A 16,268-nucleotide genomic window follows, 5' to 3' on the forward strand; every position below is an offset into this window, starting at 1 on the left:
GTGGCGTTCTTCGATGCTGACCGGGTGGTGGCGTTCGCGCCAGGTGCGTGCTTTGGCCCGGAACCGGGACGGGACGAGGTCCCCGGCCGGGCAGCCGCGGGCGGGGTTGGGTGCGTCGGGGTCCAGGAAGTGTGCTTCCAGGCCGGCTGTGGCGGCGGGGTCCAGGCTGCCGGTTTCGTCGATGATGATCCGGGCGTGTTGCCAGGAGATCGTTCCGGACTGCAGGGCCGCCAGGGTCAGGGGCAGGCCCATGGTCAGGGCCTGGGCGTCGGCCAGGAAGGCCCCGGCGGTTCGTTCGCTGACGGTCAGGACGCAGGCCACCTCCGCGAGCAGGGCCAGCTCGTGTGCGGTGGACTCCTGCGGTGAGGACGCCGGCGGGGCCAGGGCCCTGGCCGCGTGGACGTAGTCCGCGGCCAGTGTCGCCTTCAGCGCGGCGGTCCGGGCCTCCAGCCGGGCCACTTCCGCCAGGCCGTCCAGGCAGGAATCCGCCAGCTCCCGCAACGGATTAGCGCAATCCAAAGCATCTGCGCCAGCCAGAAAAGCGAGGTCCAATGAATCGACGACGCGCGGATCAGAACGGCCCACACCGGCACCGGCGAGGGAATCAAGGACAGCAGTGGACGCGGCAACTGCCGCCGCCGCCCTGCTCTCCGCAGTCCACGCCGTGTTCTGATCCATACCCACAGCATCGCAGGAGGCACCGACATTATTAACTCCAGGAACCGCTTGGATCGAAAACCCTGAAAGAAGGCGCTCTCCGGGTGCCGGCACCCAGCTTCTTCACGAGAAAACGGACGCTCGAACCTCCGGCGGCCTCCTCCCCGAAGGTCTACCCAGAACCCCCAGGTGCGCTGAACCTCGAGTGGCCTGCCCTCGTAAGGTCTAAACATTGTCGAGGTCTGTTCGCCGCTCCCGGTTCAGTGCGGGACAGGCTGCCGAAACTGATTCGCTACGCGGCGCCTTCATGAGTCAGCGCGAAGCCTTGACAATCGTTCGAACATATATTCGAATGGAGGCCATGAGATGGGACGCACAAGCACTTTCACCACAACGTGGTCCGGCACCCGGAGACAACAGCGACAGCATTCTGTCCGGAGCCGCCCCAGCAACGGACGCACTGCTGCCGCTGGCCGGGCTTGTGCGTTCCGTCTCAACCCCCGAATTCTCCGGAGTCACCTTTCATGAGGTCACCGCCAAATCGGTGCTCAACAAGGTGGCGTCCGGTTCCCAGATGCCGTTCGAATGGACGATCAACCCATATCGCGGATGCAGCCACGCCTGCGTCTACTGCTTTGCACGCAAGAGCCACACCTACCTGGAGTTCGACGCCGGACACGATTTCGATTCCCAAGTGATAGTGAAGATCAACGCCGCAGAGGTCCTGCGCAAGGAACTCTCCAAACCATCGTGGGGCCACCATCATGTGGCCCTGGGCACAAACACGGATCCGTACCAGCGGGCGGAGGGCCGCTACCAGCTGATGCCGGGGATCATCCGGGCCCTGGCCGATTCCGGTACTCCGTTCTCCATCCTCACCAAGGGCACCCTCCTGGGCCGGGACATCCCCCTCCTCAAGCACGCCTCCAGCCAAGTGCCCGTGGATCTGGGTATCTCGCTGGCCATGACTGACGAAACACTGGCCTCGGCAGTGGAACCGGGCACGCCCGCGCCGCGCGCCAGGCTCAAGCTCATCCGCCGGCTGCGCGAGGCCGGGCTGCCTTGTGGTGTCATGGCCATGCCCATCCTGCCGTGGTTGACGGACAGTGAGGACGCCCTGGAGTCGCTCTTTACCGCCCTGTCCGAGGCCGGTGCCACTGGCGTGACGGCCGGGGCGTTGTACCTGAAGCCGGGCACGCGCGAATGGTTCATGCAATGGCTGGCTGCACATCACCCCGGCCTCGTCGGCAAGTACCGGCGCCTTTACGGCCAAGGCTCGTACGCTTCGAAGGAATACAGGACCTGGCTGAGTGGCCGCATCAACTACTTCAAGGCCAGTCACGGCTTTTCCGGGAGCAGCGGTTTCAGCCACAGGAACGCGACAGCGGACAAGGAGACGTCGGTTTCCCTCCCACCGGCTTCCTTTCCAACAACCGGCCAGTCGACTCTTTTCTAGCCAAGCAGGCCTGAGGCCACCCGTTCCAGTAGTGCACGGACAATCGGCAGGTCAGCCGGAATCCACGGCAAGGTGAACGCCTCGTCAGAATTGCCAAGCGGAACCCACCGGAGTTCATCGTGGTCTTGGAGCGGACGTGGTTCGCCGTCAAGCAGTTCGGCGAACCATACCCTCATGACGGCCCGTTCGTTCAGGGACCAAGCGGCGCCTGCGTCCGGCTCCACTTCGGCCCCGAGCCGGACAGTGATCCCGAGTTCCTCGAGCAGCTCGCGGCGCAGCGCGTCTTCGAAGGACTCCCCTGCCTCCAGCTTGCCGCCCGGGAACTCCCACATTCCCGCGAATTGCGGCGGGGCGCTGCGTCTTGCGGCCAGCAACCGCTTCGGGTTTTCAAGGGAATCGACGACGGCGGCGCCCGCCACGCTTATCAGTCCAGTCACCGCAACAGTCTATTGGCCGTCAGGTCATCACCCCCGCCTATGGAAGTTGTCACATTCAGGGACATTCGCCGGAGACTCGCACTAAGCTTGAAAGTCGGCTTTATTCCCTTCGAGTGGCTTCCCGCTCGCCCCCAAGAAACAGGACGATGACCACTACCGCTGTCACCAGGACCTCCCAAAAGACCGGAAGCCGGCACGTGGCGCTGGCGATCTTCGCCCTTGCCATGGGCGGATTCGCCATCGGAACCACGGAGTTCACCATGATGGGCTTGCTCAAGGAGATCGAGCAGGGACTCAATATCAGCACGCCCGAGGCCGGGAACCTGATCTCCGCCTACGCTTTGGGTGTCGTGGTAGGTGCGCCGATCTTCGCGGCGCTCGGCGCCCGGCTCCCCCGCAAGCAACTTGCCTTGGGACTCATGCTGTTCCTTTCCATAGCAAACCTGACGTCCTTCATCGCACCGGACTACGGAACCATGGTGATCACGAGGTTTGCCTCGGGACTGCCGCACGGGGCCTTCTTCGGGATCGCCGCGGTCATTGCAGCCAGCCTGGTTGCTCCCACCAAGCGCGGTTGGGCGATTTCGATGGTCATGGGCGGACTTACCGTCTCCAATGTCATCGGCGTTCCCGCGGCTACGTGGCTGGGCCAGACATTCGGGTGGCGCCTGCTCTTCGTCGTGGTGGGCATGATCGGCCTGGCCACCACTGTGTTGCTGTGGAAGTTTGTCCCCTTTGAGCCTGCCCATCCCGAGGCAAGCATCCGCCGGGAACTTGGTGCCCTCAAACGCATCCAGGTGTGGCTGGCACTGCTGATCGGAATCATCGGTTTCGGCGGCTTCTTCGCCACGTACACGTACATCTCCCACACCATGACGTCCGTGGCCGGCATCCCGGAGGCGCTGATACCTCTCGTAGTCGCCCTCTACGGACTCGGCATGGTGGCAGGCAATATCCTGGGCGGCCGCATCGCCGACAAGTCGGTCATGGGAACCATCTACCGGGTCCTTCCCCTCATCGCCTTGGCGCTGGTGGCCTACGCCGTCGCGGCCCACTGGGCGTGGTCGGCATTCATCATGGTCTTCATTGTGGGCGGTATCGGCTCCATGCTTATTCCGCCCTTGCAGACGCGCCTTCTCGACGCTTCGCCGGACGCCCCGTCCCTGGCCTCTTCGCTCAACCACTCCGCCCTCAACATCGCCAACGCCCTTGGCGCGTTCCTCGGCGGCGTGGTCATCGCCTGGGGCTGGGGATACGTCGCCCCTGCCCTCGTGGGAGCTGTCCTGGCAGTCCTGGGGCTCGGCGTCGCGGGCGTCAGCGGCTGGTTGGAGCGCAAGCGGCCGTTGGCGGCATAGTGTTGCCTTCGCCTGCTTAGACCTGGACCCGCTCGACGTCGGGCTCCAGGTAGATGACCCGGGCGATCGGTACCGCGGTGCGGATCCTGAGTTCGGCGGCGTCGATCGCTTTGGCAATCGCCTGACCGGTCTCTGCCGCACCCACACTGATCTTCGCGGCGACAAGCAACTCCTCCGGGCCCAGGTGCATGGTCTTGAGGTGGATGATGCGCGTGCCATCGGACTCAATGGCTTCCGTGATGCGCGCGTTGTCCTCTTTGGTGGCCGATTCGCCGAGCAGCAAAGACTTGGTTTCCACCGCGAGCACCACGGCGATTCCCACAAGAAGCAGGCCGATCATTCCTGTGCCCGCGGCGTCCCACAAACCATTGCCCGTGATGAGGGTCAGGCTCACGCCGAACAGCGCGAAAACGAGGCCCAAGAGGGCTCCGAAGTCCTCCAGGAGGATCACGGGCAGCTCGGGTTGCTTGGCGTTGCGGATGAACTTGATCCAGCTTTGTTTGCCGCGCAAGGGGTTGGATTCGTGGATTGCGGTGCGGAACGAGAAGGATTCCGCCACAATGGCTCCGAACAGCACGGCGAGCGGCACCCACCAGAAATCCCCTTCAATGCCATGGGGGTGCTGGAACTTCTCCCAGGATTCGTAGAGCGCGAAGAGGCCGCCAACGCTGAACAGCACGATCGAGACGATGAAGGCGTAGATGTAGCGCTCACGGCCATAGCCGAACGGGTGTTCGGGACTTGCGGCCCGCTGCGCCCGCTTCCCGCCGAGAAGGAGGAGCAATTGGTTGCCGGAGTCGGCTACGGAGTGGATTGCCTCGGCCAACATGGACGACGACATCGTCAGGACGAATGCGACGAATTTGAGCACAGCGATCGCCAGGTTGGCACTCAATGCCGCCACGATTGCCTTGGTACCGCCATTTGCAGCCACGAAAGCTCCACTTCTTCTTCGGTTCAGGGGATGTCAGTGAATCGGCCGGAACGGACCGCGGGGTTGCGTCCCTGCAAGCAATACCGTACCTGTTGAGAAATCGTCAGGAGGCGTGCTGGGAGCGCGCGCTGGCGTAGAGGCAGACAGTGGCGGCTGTGCCGAGGTTCAGGCTTTCCGCCGAACCATAGACGGGCACTGCGACACGATGGTCGGCAAGGGCCAGCTCGGAGTCTGAAAGTCCTTGCGCCTCATTACCGAACAGCCAGGCCGTCGGGGCTTCGAGTGCGTACGCGGAAGGTGCTGCCGACGCACCCAGGCGGCGTGCCGCGTTCTCGTCCTGAAGTTTGTCCAGATTGAGGGTGCCGTAACCGTCCGCTGCGAGAATCCCGATGCCGCGATCCTTGCAGAGGGCCGCGAGCTCCTCGACGTCCGCACCCAGGACAACCGGCAGGTGGAAGAGCGAACCTGCCGTGGACCGCACAGCCTTCGGGTTGTAAATGTCAACGCTGGAGGCCGTCAAGACCACCGCATCCGCACCGGCCGCATCAGCGGCCCGAAGCACCGTTCCGGCGTTGCCGGGATCCCGCACCTGGCACATGACGGCGATCAGCCGCGGCCCGGCGTCGAGCACTGATTCAAGGCTGACGTCCACAAAACCGCAGACGGCCACAATCCCCTGGGGATTGACGGTGTCCGCCATGGCGGCCAGGACATCGTCATTCGCGAGCCGCAAGGCAACGCCGTCGGCGAGCTCGGCCAGTTCAGGGAGCCGGTCCAGGCAGCTTTCGCTCGCGAAGACTTCGTGTACGACGCCGGGCTTCCCCGCCGCAGTCCGCTCCCGGTGCAGGACCAGCGCCTCGCGAACGGCCTGGGGGCCTTCCGCGAGGAACCGGCCGCGCTTTAAACGGGCCGGGCGCCCTGCAAGCTTTGCGACATCCCTGACCCGATCGGCTCGGGGATTGGACATCGGAAGTTCTTGCGGGCGCCCGGTTTCGTTCATATACAGAACTTTAGTGGCAGTTGCGGCTAGTTCTTGATCTGCTGGCGGGCTTCGCCGCCGGCAGGCTCAAAGCCTGCAGCCTTTGCGGCCTCAACGGTGGAGAACCAGTATTCGGCAACAGTGACGTCGTACCAGGTGGAACCCGGAACGTGGTACTTGTTGGACTCGGCGTTGCCCTTGATGGCGTGGCCTTCCGGTGCAGCTTCGCCCTCAACGGCAACAACAGCGCCTTCGATGGCCGGCTTCTCGGAAACCGATGCCTTGACCGCAGTAGCGGTCTTAGCAGCCGGAGCAGCCTTGGCGGCAGCCTTCGGAGCGGCCTCGGCCTTGGCGGCCGGAGCGGACGTGTCGGCAGGCAGGGAGTCCTTGGCAACCTTGACCAGCGCGGCGAAAGCGTTGGCGTCGGAAACGGCCAGCTCAGCCAGCATACGGCGGTCAACCTCGACCTCAGCGGCCTTCAGGCCCTGGATCAGACGGTTGTAGGTCAGGCCGTTGGCGCGGGATGCAGCGTTGATACGCTGGATCCAGAGGCGACGGAAGTCGCCCTTCTTCTTGCGGCGGTCGCCGTAGCTGTACACAAACGAGTGCAGCAGCTGCTCTTTTGCCTTGCGGTACAGGCGAGACCGCTGACCGCGGTAACCCTTGGCCCGTTCAAGGACAACCCGACGCTTCTTGTGGGCGTTTACCGCCCGCTTCACACGTGCCACGTGCGTACTCCTTCAAAATTCTTATCCCAAGCTGCTACTGCCGGAAACCGGCCGGCCTGAGAAGGCTTTGGTGTAGTCGGCAGCTACCGGATGGCAGCAACCAGAAAACTTGGAACTTAGACGCCGAGCATCTTCTTGATGACCTTGGCATCGCCCTTGAAGACGATCTTGTCGCCGGCAAGGCGACGGGTCAGCGTGGAGGACTTGTGCTCCAGGTAGTGGCGGCGGTTGGCCTGCTGACGCTTCAGCTTGCCGGTACCGGTCAGCTTGAAGCGCTTCTTAGCACCACTGTGGGTCTTCATCTTCGGCATGGGAACCGATCTCCTTACGTGTCCGCAGACTGGGTCTGCAGTTCTTTCGTGCAGCTTCCCCATAGGGGCGGCTGCTGCTTTCGTGCCGGGCGGAGGGGATGCCTCCTGCGGCGTGACTAGTTGGTCTTGCGTGCCGCTGGCTTCGGAGCGGCCTTGGGGGCTGCCGGCCGAGCTGCAGGCTTCGGAACCGCGGGCTTCGCCATCGGTTTCGGTACTGGTGTAGCAGCAGGCTTGAGGGCGGCCGGTACAACAGGCTTGGAAACTACCTGCTCAGGAGCCTTTACGGGCGCCGGTGTCTTCGCCGGTGCCGGTGCCTTTACCGGCGCCGCAACCGGAGCTGCTTCAACCACGGGAGCCTTTTCGACAACCGGGGCTGCTTCAACCACGGGAGCCTTTTCGACAACCGGGGCTGCTTCAACCACGGGAGCCTTTTCGACAACCGGAGCTGCTTCAACCACGGGAGCCTTTTCGACAACCGATTCCTCAGCGACCGGAGCCTCTTCGATTTCGGCAGCCTCCGCCTCAACGGCGTCGGGCGCGGTTTCCTCGGCCTGGGTTTCCCCAACCTGAGTCAAGAGTTCCGCCGGGAGCAAGTCCGCGAGTGACTGGGTCAAGGGAGCATCCTCGCCTGAAACGTCAATCCGGCCTGCTGCCTTGGCTTCATTCTGGGCTTTGGCTTCTGCACGCTGCGCCGCACGGCGGGCCTCGGCCTTGGCCTCTGCCTTGTTCTTCAACGGACCAATCACCATGACCATGTTGCGGCCATCGATGCGCGGGCTGGACTCAATCACGCCAACTTCGGCAACGTCCTCAGCGAAGCGCTGCAACAGGCGGATGCCCATTTCAGGGCGCTGCTGCTCGCGTCCACGGAACTGGATCATGGCCTTTACCTTGTCGCCGGCACCCAGGAAGCGAAGCGCATGGCCGCGCTTGGTCTCGTAGTCGTGGGTGTCGATCTTCAGGCGGAAGCGGATTTCCTTGAGAACCGTGTTGGTCTGGTTCTTGCGGGCCTCACGGGCTTTGACAGCGGCTTCGTACTTGTACTTGCCGAAGTCCATCAGCTTGCACACCGGAGGCTTCGCCTGCGGTGCAACTTCAACGAGATCCAGGTCAGCCTCGGCAGCCAGACGCAGGGCGTCCTCAATACGGACGATTCCAACCTGTTCGCCGGCAGGGCCGACCAAACGCACCTCGGGGACGCGGATACGCTCATTGATTCTTGGCTCGCTAATGTCAAAGCTCCTGTTGTTGTGATGAGTATTCCACCGGCAAATAGAGAAGGCCCCCAATTGCTGGCGCAATCGAAGGCCTCGAAGATCGGATACGGCCCCTTAATGGGGCGTTCGCACCATCCAAGGCTGACCTTGAACGGCGTCCGACCAGGTACCCGGCAACTTACATCCCCGAAGGGAAACGGCTGACGCGGGTGGGAGAGAACTCCGCTTGCAAACTGAAAATCAATTCTACAGAAATCGGCAACCAACCGCACATTAACGATGGGTGGCCGAGCGCTGCGTGTGCCATGGAAAATGGCAACTTCCAGTCGGTCTGTGACAAGCTTACCAGCATGAGCACTTCAGACAGCAATTCCCTCGACCACGAGCCCGCCGGCACCGACGCCGGAGTAGGCCAGCAGATCCGCGACATTTCGGAAGTTCCGGCTGTTGAGGTCATCACCACCGGCGCCGTTCACCTCATGAGCGCAGCGGCCGTCAAGGTGGGCCTGGCCGACGACCCCGAGGCCGAGGAGCTCAAGGACCTGGACGAAGCCCGCAAACTGATCACCGCTTTGGCCGGCCTGGTCACCGCCGCCGCACCGGAAATCGGCTCGCAGCATGCCGGCCCCTTGCGCGATGGCCTCCGTTCCCTGCAGCTTGCGTTCCGCGAAGCTTCCCTTATCCCGGACGAGCCTGGCAAAGGCCCGGGCGAAAAATTCACCGGCCCGGTCAACTGACCCCGGACTACCCGTACGACCGCGACGGCGGGCTGGCCTCTTTGGCCGGCCCGCCGTGATCGTATCCTGGCGGCTTAGGCGCAACTCAGTTGGCGGGATCCGCACCGGCCTGGGTGGTGGTCATGATCCGGCGCCGACGCAGCTGGAGGAACAGCCCGGCAAGGCACAGCACCACTCCCGCCGTCCCGATAGCGACGAAGCCTGCCCACGGCCCCACGCCGTCGATAAAGAGCCCCGCGACCGGCGAACCGAAAGCCACGCCTGCCGTGAGAGCCGAGCCATACCAGCCCATTGCCTCGCCGCGCCGGTCCTCATCCACGATATCGGCGACCCTTTCCGAAGCCGCGGACAACACCGGCGCGCAGAGCAGGCCGGGGAGCAGGGACAACAAAGCAAGGGTCCAAGTGTCCCCTGCGAAGCCCATCGGGATGGTCAGGGCCGCCATGCCCAGCAGGAGCAGGATCGGTGAGACGGGCTTGTGCATGGCGCCGTAGATGAGCCCGCCGACTACCGAAGAGGCACACCAGAAGAAGAAGACAATTCCGATCTCGCTCTCGTGCCCGCCGCGCTGCAACACCGCGACGATTCCGACGTCGGTGCCGCTCAGTACCATGCCGGATCCTGCGGCGACGGCAAACACGGCGGCTACCGCCGCGGTGAACCATGTGAAGTTCCGGGCCATCTTTCCCCGCAGCCCGGAAGCTTGCGAGACCGTCGGAGCCATCTCTGAAGCGGCTTCCTGGAGATGGGCCGGCGCCGAGGCGACCACTGCGGCTTCGGCCGCATGGAGCTCATCGGCATCCCGGTCGGCGGTCTGGCCGGCATCCAGGACGCCCTCGCTGCGGGTGGGCGGGTTGAACCAAAGCAGGAAGAGACCGGCCGCCGAGGTGCATACACCCACGATGGTCAGGCCGAGGACCGTGAACCCGCTGGTAGCCACAACCGCGCCCACCGCGGGGCCGATCATGAAGACCACTTCGGTGCCGATGGAGTCCAAGGCGTAGGCCGAACGCCGCTGCTCGCCATCAACCAGCACACCGAGGGATTGCCGGATGACGCTGAAGATCGGCAACGTCAACAGGCCCCCGACGAAGACAAGCGGAAGGATCCATTCGTAGCTGACGTGCGGGACCACGGACCAAATCACCAGCTCAGACACCACCGAAGGAACAAGCGCCCTGCGCAGGCCGACAGTGTCCACGCGCCGTCCTCGCCACGGGGCGCCAATCGCGATGCCGATGGTGAATACCGCGGCCGCAGCACCGGCGGCGGCGTATCCCTTGCCCAGGGTCAGCACGATGTGCAGGGTGAGCAGAACTCCCGCCGCCGAGTGCGGTATGCGGGCGACCATGCCCACCAGCAGGAGACGCCGCACGGACGTGATGGAAAGCATCTCCCGGTAGAGAGAGAAATTCACGAGATACATCCTCTGTTCTGCCGAGGGCAGGACAAGGACGTTCCCCCTGTGCCTTCGGCTACTGTGCCGCCCGCTGCAAGCTGACCTCGATCGAGTCAACCCGCTCGGCGAACAATTCGTTCTGCGCCCAACGTCCGTTCAGCCCGGAGACGAGATCCTGGACCGCGGCGGCGTCCAGGCCGTCTTCGAGGTATAGCACCACGCGCAATTCAGGCCCGGCTCCCCCGCCGGCCATGGCCGATCCATCAGCCGTGCGCGAAGCCATCCCCGATCCTGGCCGCATCTCCAGGCGCCGCACGGCCGGGTACGTCTCTGCCAAGGAATTGAGAGCAGCCTCCAGTTCATCATCAAGGTACGACGGCGTCCAATCGCGCTGCTGTGCCAGTGACCACATGGCAGGCCGGCGCACCACGAAGGTGACATCCGAACCGGGATCCAGGACGAGCAGCTGGGCTCCCTCTGACACGGCAGACAACGCCGCCCGGGCCGCATAAACGGCGACGGGACGGGCCTGCGGATGCCATGCTTCAAGGGCGGCAGCCGAGGTGAACACGGGCATGGCCGTGCGCCCATCCGGCGCTTTCAGTGTCACAAGCGCCATGTCGGCCTGCTTGTCGGCATGGAGGCCGTCCACGCCTTCGGCTTCCTCAGCGAGCTGGGCCACCACCGGGACAAAGACCCTGGCGGTTGCCAGCGAAGCCACCACACCGGCCTCGCTGCCGGTACCGGCGAGCAAGGCCGCGACGGCGGCGAGGTACCCGGCGTCGGCCGTTCCGTCGTCGTCTTCGAAATTATGGATCTTGGCGGCATCTCCGCTCAGGTCGCGGCCCGCCCAGGGCCGGCCTGCAGAATCACCAGCTCCCCCGGCTCCCGCCAGGGCCGCAGCGATATGCCCGGGCAACTGCCGGGGTGCCGGAGCCTTGTCAGCAGCCGGGTACTGTGGTTCCTGCGACATCAGCGGCGGCCGGCGACGTCCAGGGCTTCCGGGAGCGTGAAGGCACCGGCGTACAGCGCCTTGCCGACGATCGCTCCTTCGACCCCGAGCGGTACGAGTTCGCGCAGGACGCGCAGGTCCTCGAGGCTCGAGATGCCGCCCGACGCAACGACGGGCTTGCCGGTCTTTTCGACCATCTGGCGCAACAGCTCGACGTTGGGACCCTGCAGCGTTCCGTCCTTCGTGACGTCGGTGACCACGTAACGGGCACAACCGGCGTCCTCAAGGCGGGCCAGCACCTCCCAGAGATCCCCGCCCTCCTTGGTCCAGCCACGGCCCGCGAGCGTTGTGCCGCGGACGTCGAGCCCGACGGCGATCTTGTCACCGAAGCGGTCGATGGCCCGGCGGGTCCACTCCGGGTTCTCCAATGCGGCGGTTCCGAGGTTCACGCGGGCGACGCCGAGCTCAAGTGCGCGCTCGAGGGATTCGTCGTCGCGCAGTCCGCCGGAGAGCTCCACCTTGACGTTCAGCTGCGAGACGACCTCGCTGATGAGGTCGGCATTGTTGCCGCGGCCGAAGGCGGCGTCAAGGTCCACCATGTGTACCCATTCGGCTCCGGCGTTCTGCCAGTTCAGTGCAGCTTCCAGCGGGGTGCCGTAGCTGGTCTCGGAGCCGGCTTCTCCCTGAAGGAGACGGACAGCCTGGCCGTCCACGATGTCGACGGCGGGCAGGAGTTCCAGAACAGGCAGTTCGGAGGCGGTGGTCATTGAAGTCCTCGGTGTTGTGGAGACGGGCGTCAGTTGCCCGCCGAGCTAATTGGCAGGCAAAGTCATTTGGCAGGCAGCGTGAAGAGGTAGGCCGCCAGCAGAGCCAGGCCGGCCAGGACGTAGAACGAAATGGAGACCCAGACGGGACGCTTCTGCTGGTGGAAGGAGATTCCGCCGCCAACCAGTAGCCCGGCCGCGCCCATGAAGATAACGGACCACATATTAGGCAGCGCCTCCGGCCTCGGTCGCCTGCGGCTGGATTTTTGCTTGCGGGCGCAAGCCCTCAACCCAGTTTCGCAGGAGCCGGGCTCCGGCGTCGCCCGACTTCTCGGGGTGGAATTGCGTGGCGCACAACGGACCGTTCTCCACGGCGGCGATGAAGGGGGCGCCGTGCTCGGACCAGGTCACCTTCGGCGGGGCCATGCGGGGCTGGACGACGTCGAATTCCCACTTCTGCACGCCGTACGAGTGCACGAAATAGAAACGTTCGTGCTCGACGCCGGCGAACAGCTTTGAGCCTTCAGGCACGTCCACGGTGTTCCAGCCCATGTGCGGGACAACGGGCGCAGGGAGGAGTTCCACCTTGCCTGGCCACTCGCCCATGCCTTCGGCCTCGGTACCGTGCTCCACTCCGGCCTCGAACAGGACCTGGAGCCCGACGCAGATGCCCAGGACGGGCCGGCCCCCGGCAACGCGGCGGCCGATCATCCGGATGGCGTCGACTGCCTTGAGTTCGCGCATCACTGTTTCGAAGGCGCCGACGCCGGGGACCAGGAGCCCGTCAGCGTTCAGGACATCTTCGGGCTTGGCGCTCAACGTGACTGCTGCTCCAGCACGCTCAAGCGCCCGGACCGCCGAGCGGACATTGCCCGAGCCGTAGTCAAGGACCGTTACTGTCGGTTTTCCTTCAGGCGAGACAATGCGGCTGGCGGCCTTCGGATCCACGACAGCGCCGTCCTTGAGGATGTGCGCACTCACAAGGCGCCTTTGGTGGACGGAATGCCTTCGACGCGGGGGTCGGACTCAACGGCGGAACGGAGCGCACGGGCGAACGCCTTGAACTGGGCCTCCACGATGTGGTGGGGATCGCGGCCCGCCAGGACATTCATGTGAAGGCAGATGCCGGCGTGCAGGGTGATGGCCTCAAACACGTGGCGTGTCAGCGAACCGGTGAAGTGTCCACCGATCAGGTGGTATTCCTGGCCGGCGGGCTCACCGCCGTGAACGAGGTAAGGGCGTCCGGAGACGTCGACGACGGCGTGGGCCAGCGCTTCATCCAACGGGACCGTGGCCTCGCCGAAGCGACGGATGCCGGCTTTGTTACCCAAGGCGGTGCGCAGGACCTCACCGAAGGTGATAGCGACATCCTCCACGGTGTGGTGGGCGTCGATGTGGGTGTCTCCGGTCGCCTTGACGGTCATGTCGATGAGCGAATGCTTGCAGAGCGCAGTCAGCATGTGGTCATAGAACGGCACCGAGGTACTGATATCCGAGACTCCCGTCCCGTCGAGGTTGATTTCAACCAGGACGGAGGACTCGCTGGTGGTGCGTTCCATGCGTGCTGTCCGGGCGGCCGCCGTGCTGGCGCCGTTTTCGCTCATTGATGATCCTTAGGAGGAAGGAGTGGTGGGACTTGTTCAAGTCTAGGCCGGTGCGGAGACCTGGCCGTCCAGCAAGGCTTCGAGCGCCTCAAGGAAGGCCGTGGTCTCAGGCTCCGTACCGGCGGTGACCCGGAGGTGGCCCGGTATGCCGACGTCGCGGATCAGGACTCCGCGCTCCAGCAGGCCTTGCCACATGGCATGGGGGTTTTCGATTCCGCCGAAGAACACATAATTCGAATCCGAGGCGGCGGGCTTGAAGCCCATTCGGGTCAACTCGCTGACAATGCGGTCGCGCTGGACCTTGATGTCCTCGACGTCGGCCATGAGGGCCTCGCGGTGCCGGAGGGCCGCCAGCGCGGTTGCCTGGGTGATGGCGGAGAGGTGATACGGAAGGCGGACCAAGCGGATCGCATCGGCGACCTCGGGAGCAGCTGCCATGTAGCCGATGCGTGCACCGGCGAGGGCGAAGGCCTTGCTCATGGTCCGGGAGACAATGAGCCGCTCCCGGCCGGGGAGCAGCGTCAACGCACTTGGCGTGTTGTCGTGGGCGAACTCGTGGTAGGCCTCGTCGACGATCACCACCGTCTGGCTCGCCTCGCCGGCTTCGTAAACGGCTTCGACGACGTCCAGGCCAAGTCCCGTGCCGGTGGGATTGTTCGGGGAGCAGAGGAACACGACGTTCGGCTTGAGTTCGCGGACCTGCGCGGCGGCCGAGGTCGCATCGAGTCCATAGTCTTCAGCGCGAACTCCAGCGATGTATGCAGTGTCGGTTCCGCTGGCCAGCAACGGGTACATGGAATACGTGGGCGGGAACCCGAGCGCGGTCCGGCCGGGGCCGCCGAAAACCTGGAGGATCTGCTGCAGTACTTCATTGGAGCCGTTGGCTGCCCAGATGTTCTCGGCCGCAAGGTCGTGGCCGAGGTATTCCGCAAGGGCCTCGCGGAGTTCAGTGAATTCCCGGTCGGGATAGCGGTTCAGTCCAACGGCGGCTGCCGCAACCGCTTCGGTGATGGCCGCCTGGACATCGGCCGGTACGCCATGCGTGTTTTCGTTGACGTTGAGCAAAATCGGAACATCAAGCTGCGGCGCGCCATACGGGCTCAGGCCGCGGAGGTTGGTCCGGAGGGGAAGTCGGTCAAGTCGCTCAAGCTGGTCACTCACCATGACAGTTTAAGGCGCCGCGGTGGATGCACTGAAACTGTGACGACCCGGCGGCCGTTCAGGCGAGCTGTCAGCCCGGTCAAGGTTGCTGTCAGGTGGACGGAATAAACAGCTGCTGGCCCGGCACGATGCGGCCGTCCTGAAGGTTGTTCAGCTGGATAATCTCGGCAACGACGTCTCGTGGGTCCCGGGAAGGCGCGGCGGTTCCCGCAATCCCCCACAAGGACTGGCCGACTTGCACCGTGACGCTCGTACTGGAGGTGGGCTGCAGCTCGGCGGCGGAATCAGCAGCCTTGGCCGGCGAATTCAGGAATCCCGCCAGGCTGAGCAGCACTGCGACCAAGAGCATTGCCGGGATGCCGAAGAAGACCATGCGGCCCCGGCGGGTCAGGCGAAGCCGACCCGGTGCCGTACTGCGGCCGGACCTGTGGGTGATGGTGATTGCGGACATGAGCTGAGCCCTTCTGAACAATGCCGCGTTCCGGAATCTCTGGTTGCGGCTGCCAATTCTTGCCTTCAGTCAGTGCTTGCAGGATGGCTGTTCGTTGTTCTGTTCGAACGATTCGAACGAACACCCGGATCCTGCGCCACTTTTATAGAACACATATTCGAACCTTGCTATGACATTTTTAGCACTTATCAACGAATGATGTCGAGACTCGCTAGAACAAATGTTTGATAAACGCCTGTGCCTGCCCTACGTTTGAGTGAAGGAACGAGCACTGAATCAGTGCAACAGGAGGGTCTGACATTTCAGGCCGACAGTCCCGGCAAGGCCTCAGCGCCGCACGGGCGGAACGGAAGGGCGTTGGCGAACATGGCAGCGAAAGCCACTGGCAGCGGGTCGGCTTCAGCGCGGAGCCAGCAGCCGCAGAAGACACCCAAGAGCCTGACTGTCCGCCAGAAGAAGATCCTGGAGACCATCCAACGTTCGGTGAACGATCATGGCTATCCGCCGTCGATGCGCGAAATCGGGGACACGGTTGGCTTGGCCAGCTTGTCCAGCGTCACGCACCAGTTGTCACAGCTCGAGAAGCTTGGCTATCTTCGTCGCGATCCCAAGCGCCCGCGTGCAATGGAAGTCCTCATGCCGTTGACCCTGGACGGCGGCTCCGTCATACCCGGCGTTGACGCGCCGGCGAAACTCCGCAGCGCCGGCGGCATGGCCGTCACGGAACTTGCGAGTGCAAGTGACACGGCCATGGTTCCCCTCGTCGGGCGCATTGCTGCCGGTGGACCTATCCTGGCGGACCAGACCGTCGAAGACGTCCTGCCGCTGCCCCGCCAGCTGGTGGGCCATGGCGAGCTCTTCATGCTGAAGGTCGCCGGCGATTCCATGATCGACGCGGCTATCTGCGATGGGGACTGGGTGGTGGTACGGCGTCAAAACGACGCCCTCAACGGCGACATCGTGGCCGCACTCCTGGACGACGAAGCCACCGTCAAGACCTTCCGGCAGCGCGACGGCCATACGTGGCTGCTCCCCCAGAACACGCAGTACGAGCCCATCCTGGGAGACCATGCCACGATCATGGGCAAGGTCGTCTCGGTCCTGCGCTCACTTTAGTTCGCCCCCG

Annotated in this window: 18 protein-coding genes and 1 pseudogene; 4 read left to right on the forward strand and 15 right to left on the reverse strand. The window is 64.2% G+C overall.

The window, feature by feature from the left end; translation table 11 throughout:
• Window positions 1-678 (reverse strand): annotated as a pseudogene (locus AB4Z38_RS21450) (HNH endonuclease signature motif containing protein); the annotation flags it as partial.
• 340 nt (window positions 679-1,018) lie between these two features.
• Between AB4Z38_RS21450 and AB4Z38_RS21455 the strand changes: the two are divergent.
• Complete coding sequence (locus AB4Z38_RS21455) at window positions 1,019-2,113, forward strand: Rv2578c family radical SAM protein (protein WP_441431574.1); 1,095 nt, start codon at window positions 1,019-1,021, stop codon at window positions 2,111-2,113.
• Here AB4Z38_RS21455 and AB4Z38_RS21460 read toward each other — a convergent pair.
• Window positions 2,110-2,550 carry a (deoxy)nucleoside triphosphate pyrophosphohydrolase gene (locus AB4Z38_RS21460; RefSeq protein WP_441431575.1) on the reverse strand — a complete coding sequence of 147 codons (441 nt, stop codon included), beginning with the start codon at window positions 2,548-2,550 and terminating at the stop codon, window positions 2,110-2,112. The genes AB4Z38_RS21455 and AB4Z38_RS21460 overlap by 4 nt on opposite strands.
• 146 nt (window positions 2,551-2,696) lie before the next feature.
• On the opposite strand from AB4Z38_RS21460, the gene AB4Z38_RS21465 reads away from it, so the two are divergent.
• Complete coding sequence (locus AB4Z38_RS21465; protein WP_441431576.1) at window positions 2,697-3,905, forward strand: MFS transporter; 1,209 nt, start codon at window positions 2,697-2,699, stop codon at window positions 3,903-3,905.
• Window positions 3,906-3,921: 16 nt separating this feature from the next.
• On the opposite strand, the gene AB4Z38_RS21470 is transcribed toward AB4Z38_RS21465, so the two are convergent.
• The 5 genes from AB4Z38_RS21470 to infC all read right to left on the reverse strand — a co-directional run bounded on the left by AB4Z38_RS21470 (window position 3,922) and on the right by infC (window position 8,047).
• Window positions 3,922-4,839, reverse strand: a complete 918-nt coding sequence (locus AB4Z38_RS21470) for a cation diffusion facilitator family transporter (RefSeq protein WP_441431577.1) — start codon at window positions 4,837-4,839, stop codon at window positions 3,922-3,924.
• A gap of 103 nt (window positions 4,840-4,942) precedes the next feature.
• Entirely contained in the window at window positions 4,943-5,839 is an 897-nt protein-coding gene (locus tag AB4Z38_RS21475) for a TrmH family RNA methyltransferase (protein WP_441431578.1), read from the reverse strand.
• 26 nt (window positions 5,840-5,865) lie between these two features.
• Window positions 5,866-6,546: a 50S ribosomal protein L20, sunset domain variant gene (gene rplT, locus AB4Z38_RS21480; protein ID WP_284983908.1), complete on the reverse strand. Its 681-nt coding sequence runs from the start codon at window positions 6,544-6,546 to the stop codon at window positions 5,866-5,868.
• Between the two features lie 116 nt (window positions 6,547-6,662).
• Window positions 6,663-6,857 carry a 50S ribosomal protein L35 gene (rpmI, locus tag AB4Z38_RS21485; protein ID WP_059387794.1) on the reverse strand — a complete coding sequence of 65 codons (195 nt, stop codon included), beginning with the start codon at window positions 6,855-6,857 and terminating at the stop codon, window positions 6,663-6,665.
• Between the two features lie 116 nt (window positions 6,858-6,973).
• A complete protein-coding gene (gene infC / locus AB4Z38_RS21490) occupies window positions 6,974-8,047 on the reverse strand; it encodes a translation initiation factor IF-3 (RefSeq protein ID WP_441431579.1) in 1,074 nt (357 codons plus the stop codon).
• Between the two features lie 377 nt (window positions 8,048-8,424).
• On the opposite strand from infC, the gene AB4Z38_RS21495 reads away from it, so the two are divergent.
• Complete coding sequence (locus tag AB4Z38_RS21495; protein ID WP_441431580.1) at window positions 8,425-8,811, forward strand: DUF1844 domain-containing protein; 387 nt, start codon at window positions 8,425-8,427, stop codon at window positions 8,809-8,811.
• An 85-nt stretch (window positions 8,812-8,896) separates the two neighbouring features.
• On the opposite strand, the gene AB4Z38_RS21500 is transcribed toward AB4Z38_RS21495, so the two are convergent.
• The 8 genes from AB4Z38_RS21500 to AB4Z38_RS21535 form a co-directional block, all read right to left on the reverse strand.
• Window positions 8,897-10,228 carry an MFS transporter gene (locus AB4Z38_RS21500; RefSeq protein WP_441431581.1) on the reverse strand — a complete coding sequence of 444 codons (1,332 nt, stop codon included), beginning with the start codon at window positions 10,226-10,228 and terminating at the stop codon, window positions 8,897-8,899.
• 58 nt (window positions 10,229-10,286) lie between these two features.
• On the reverse strand, window positions 10,287-11,183 hold the full coding sequence (locus tag AB4Z38_RS21505; RefSeq protein WP_441431582.1) for an SseB family protein: 897 nt from the start codon (window positions 11,181-11,183) through the stop codon (window positions 10,287-10,289).
• Entirely contained in the window at window positions 11,183-11,929 is a 747-nt protein-coding gene (gene priA / locus AB4Z38_RS21510) for a bifunctional 1-(5-phosphoribosyl)-5-((5-phosphoribosylamino)methylideneamino)imidazole-4-carboxamide isomerase/phosphoribosylanthranilate isomerase PriA (RefSeq protein WP_184735761.1), read from the reverse strand. The genes AB4Z38_RS21505 and priA overlap by 1 nt, the downstream gene beginning before the upstream one ends.
• A gap of 62 nt (window positions 11,930-11,991) precedes the next feature.
• Window positions 11,992-12,150, reverse strand: coding sequence for a hypothetical protein (locus AB4Z38_RS21515; RefSeq protein WP_441431583.1), 159 nt, complete (start codon window positions 12,148-12,150; stop codon window positions 11,992-11,994).
• 1 nt (window position 12,151) lies between these two features.
• The gene (gene hisH, locus AB4Z38_RS21520; protein ID WP_441431584.1) at window positions 12,152-12,907 is read right to left on the reverse strand and encodes an imidazole glycerol phosphate synthase subunit HisH; all 756 of its coding nucleotides are present in this window, start codon (window positions 12,905-12,907) and stop codon (window positions 12,152-12,154) included.
• Window positions 12,904-13,530 (reverse strand): imidazoleglycerol-phosphate dehydratase HisB, encoded by a 627-nt coding sequence (gene hisB, locus AB4Z38_RS21525; protein ID WP_234753135.1) that lies wholly within the window; start codon window positions 13,528-13,530, stop codon window positions 12,904-12,906. The genes hisH and hisB overlap by 4 nt, the downstream gene beginning before the upstream one ends.
• A gap of 42 nt (window positions 13,531-13,572) precedes the next feature.
• A complete protein-coding gene (locus AB4Z38_RS21530; protein ID WP_441431585.1) occupies window positions 13,573-14,691 on the reverse strand; it encodes a histidinol-phosphate transaminase in 1,119 nt (372 codons plus the stop codon).
• Between the two features lie 91 nt (window positions 14,692-14,782).
• Window positions 14,783-15,142, reverse strand: a complete 360-nt coding sequence (locus AB4Z38_RS21535; RefSeq protein WP_441431586.1) for a LysM peptidoglycan-binding domain-containing protein — start codon at window positions 15,140-15,142, stop codon at window positions 14,783-14,785.
• Between the two features lie 366 nt (window positions 15,143-15,508).
• Between AB4Z38_RS21535 and lexA the strand changes: the two genes are divergently transcribed.
• On the forward strand, window positions 15,509-16,258 hold the full coding sequence (gene lexA, locus AB4Z38_RS21540) for a transcriptional repressor LexA (protein WP_441431587.1): 750 nt from the start codon (window positions 15,509-15,511) through the stop codon (window positions 16,256-16,258).
• Window positions 16,259-16,268 lie beyond the last annotated feature (10 nt).

This window comes from Arthrobacter sp. 2RAF6 (assembly GCF_052115205.1).
Classification (GTDB): Bacteria; Actinomycetota; Actinomycetes; order Actinomycetales; family Micrococcaceae; genus Arthrobacter.

Coding starts and splice junctions, on each gene's coding strand:
- AB4Z38_RS21465 (WP_441431576.1), top strand. CDS start 2,697: ATGACCACTACCGCTGTCACCAGGACCTCCCAAAAGACCGGAAGCCGG.
- priA (WP_184735761.1), bottom strand. CDS start 11,929: ATGACCACCGCCTCCGAACTGCCTGTTCTGGAACTCCTGCCCGCCGTC.
- AB4Z38_RS21535 (WP_441431586.1), bottom strand. CDS start 15,142: ATGTCCGCAATCACCATCACCCACAGGTCCGGCCGCAGTACGGCACCG.
- lexA (WP_441431587.1), top strand. CDS start 15,509: ATGGCAGCGAAAGCCACTGGCAGCGGGTCGGCTTCAGCGCGGAGCCAG.
- AB4Z38_RS21515 (WP_441431583.1), bottom strand. CDS start 12,150: ATGTGGTCCGTTATCTTCATGGGCGCGGCCGGGCTACTGGTTGGCGGC.
- AB4Z38_RS21505 (WP_441431582.1), bottom strand. CDS start 11,183: ATGTCGCAGGAACCACAGTACCCGGCTGCTGACAAGGCTCCGGCACCC.
- AB4Z38_RS21475 (WP_441431578.1), bottom strand. CDS start 5,839: ATGAACGAAACCGGGCGCCCGCAAGAACTTCCGATGTCCAATCCCCGA.
- AB4Z38_RS21495 (WP_441431580.1), top strand. CDS start 8,425: ATGAGCACTTCAGACAGCAATTCCCTCGACCACGAGCCCGCCGGCACC.
- AB4Z38_RS21455 (WP_441431574.1), top strand. CDS start 1,019: ATGAGATGGGACGCACAAGCACTTTCACCACAACGTGGTCCGGCACCC.
- hisB (WP_234753135.1), bottom strand. CDS start 13,530: ATGAGCGAAAACGGCGCCAGCACGGCGGCCGCCCGGACAGCACGCATG.
- rpmI (WP_059387794.1), bottom strand. CDS start 6,857: ATGCCGAAGATGAAGACCCACAGTGGTGCTAAGAAGCGCTTCAAGCTG.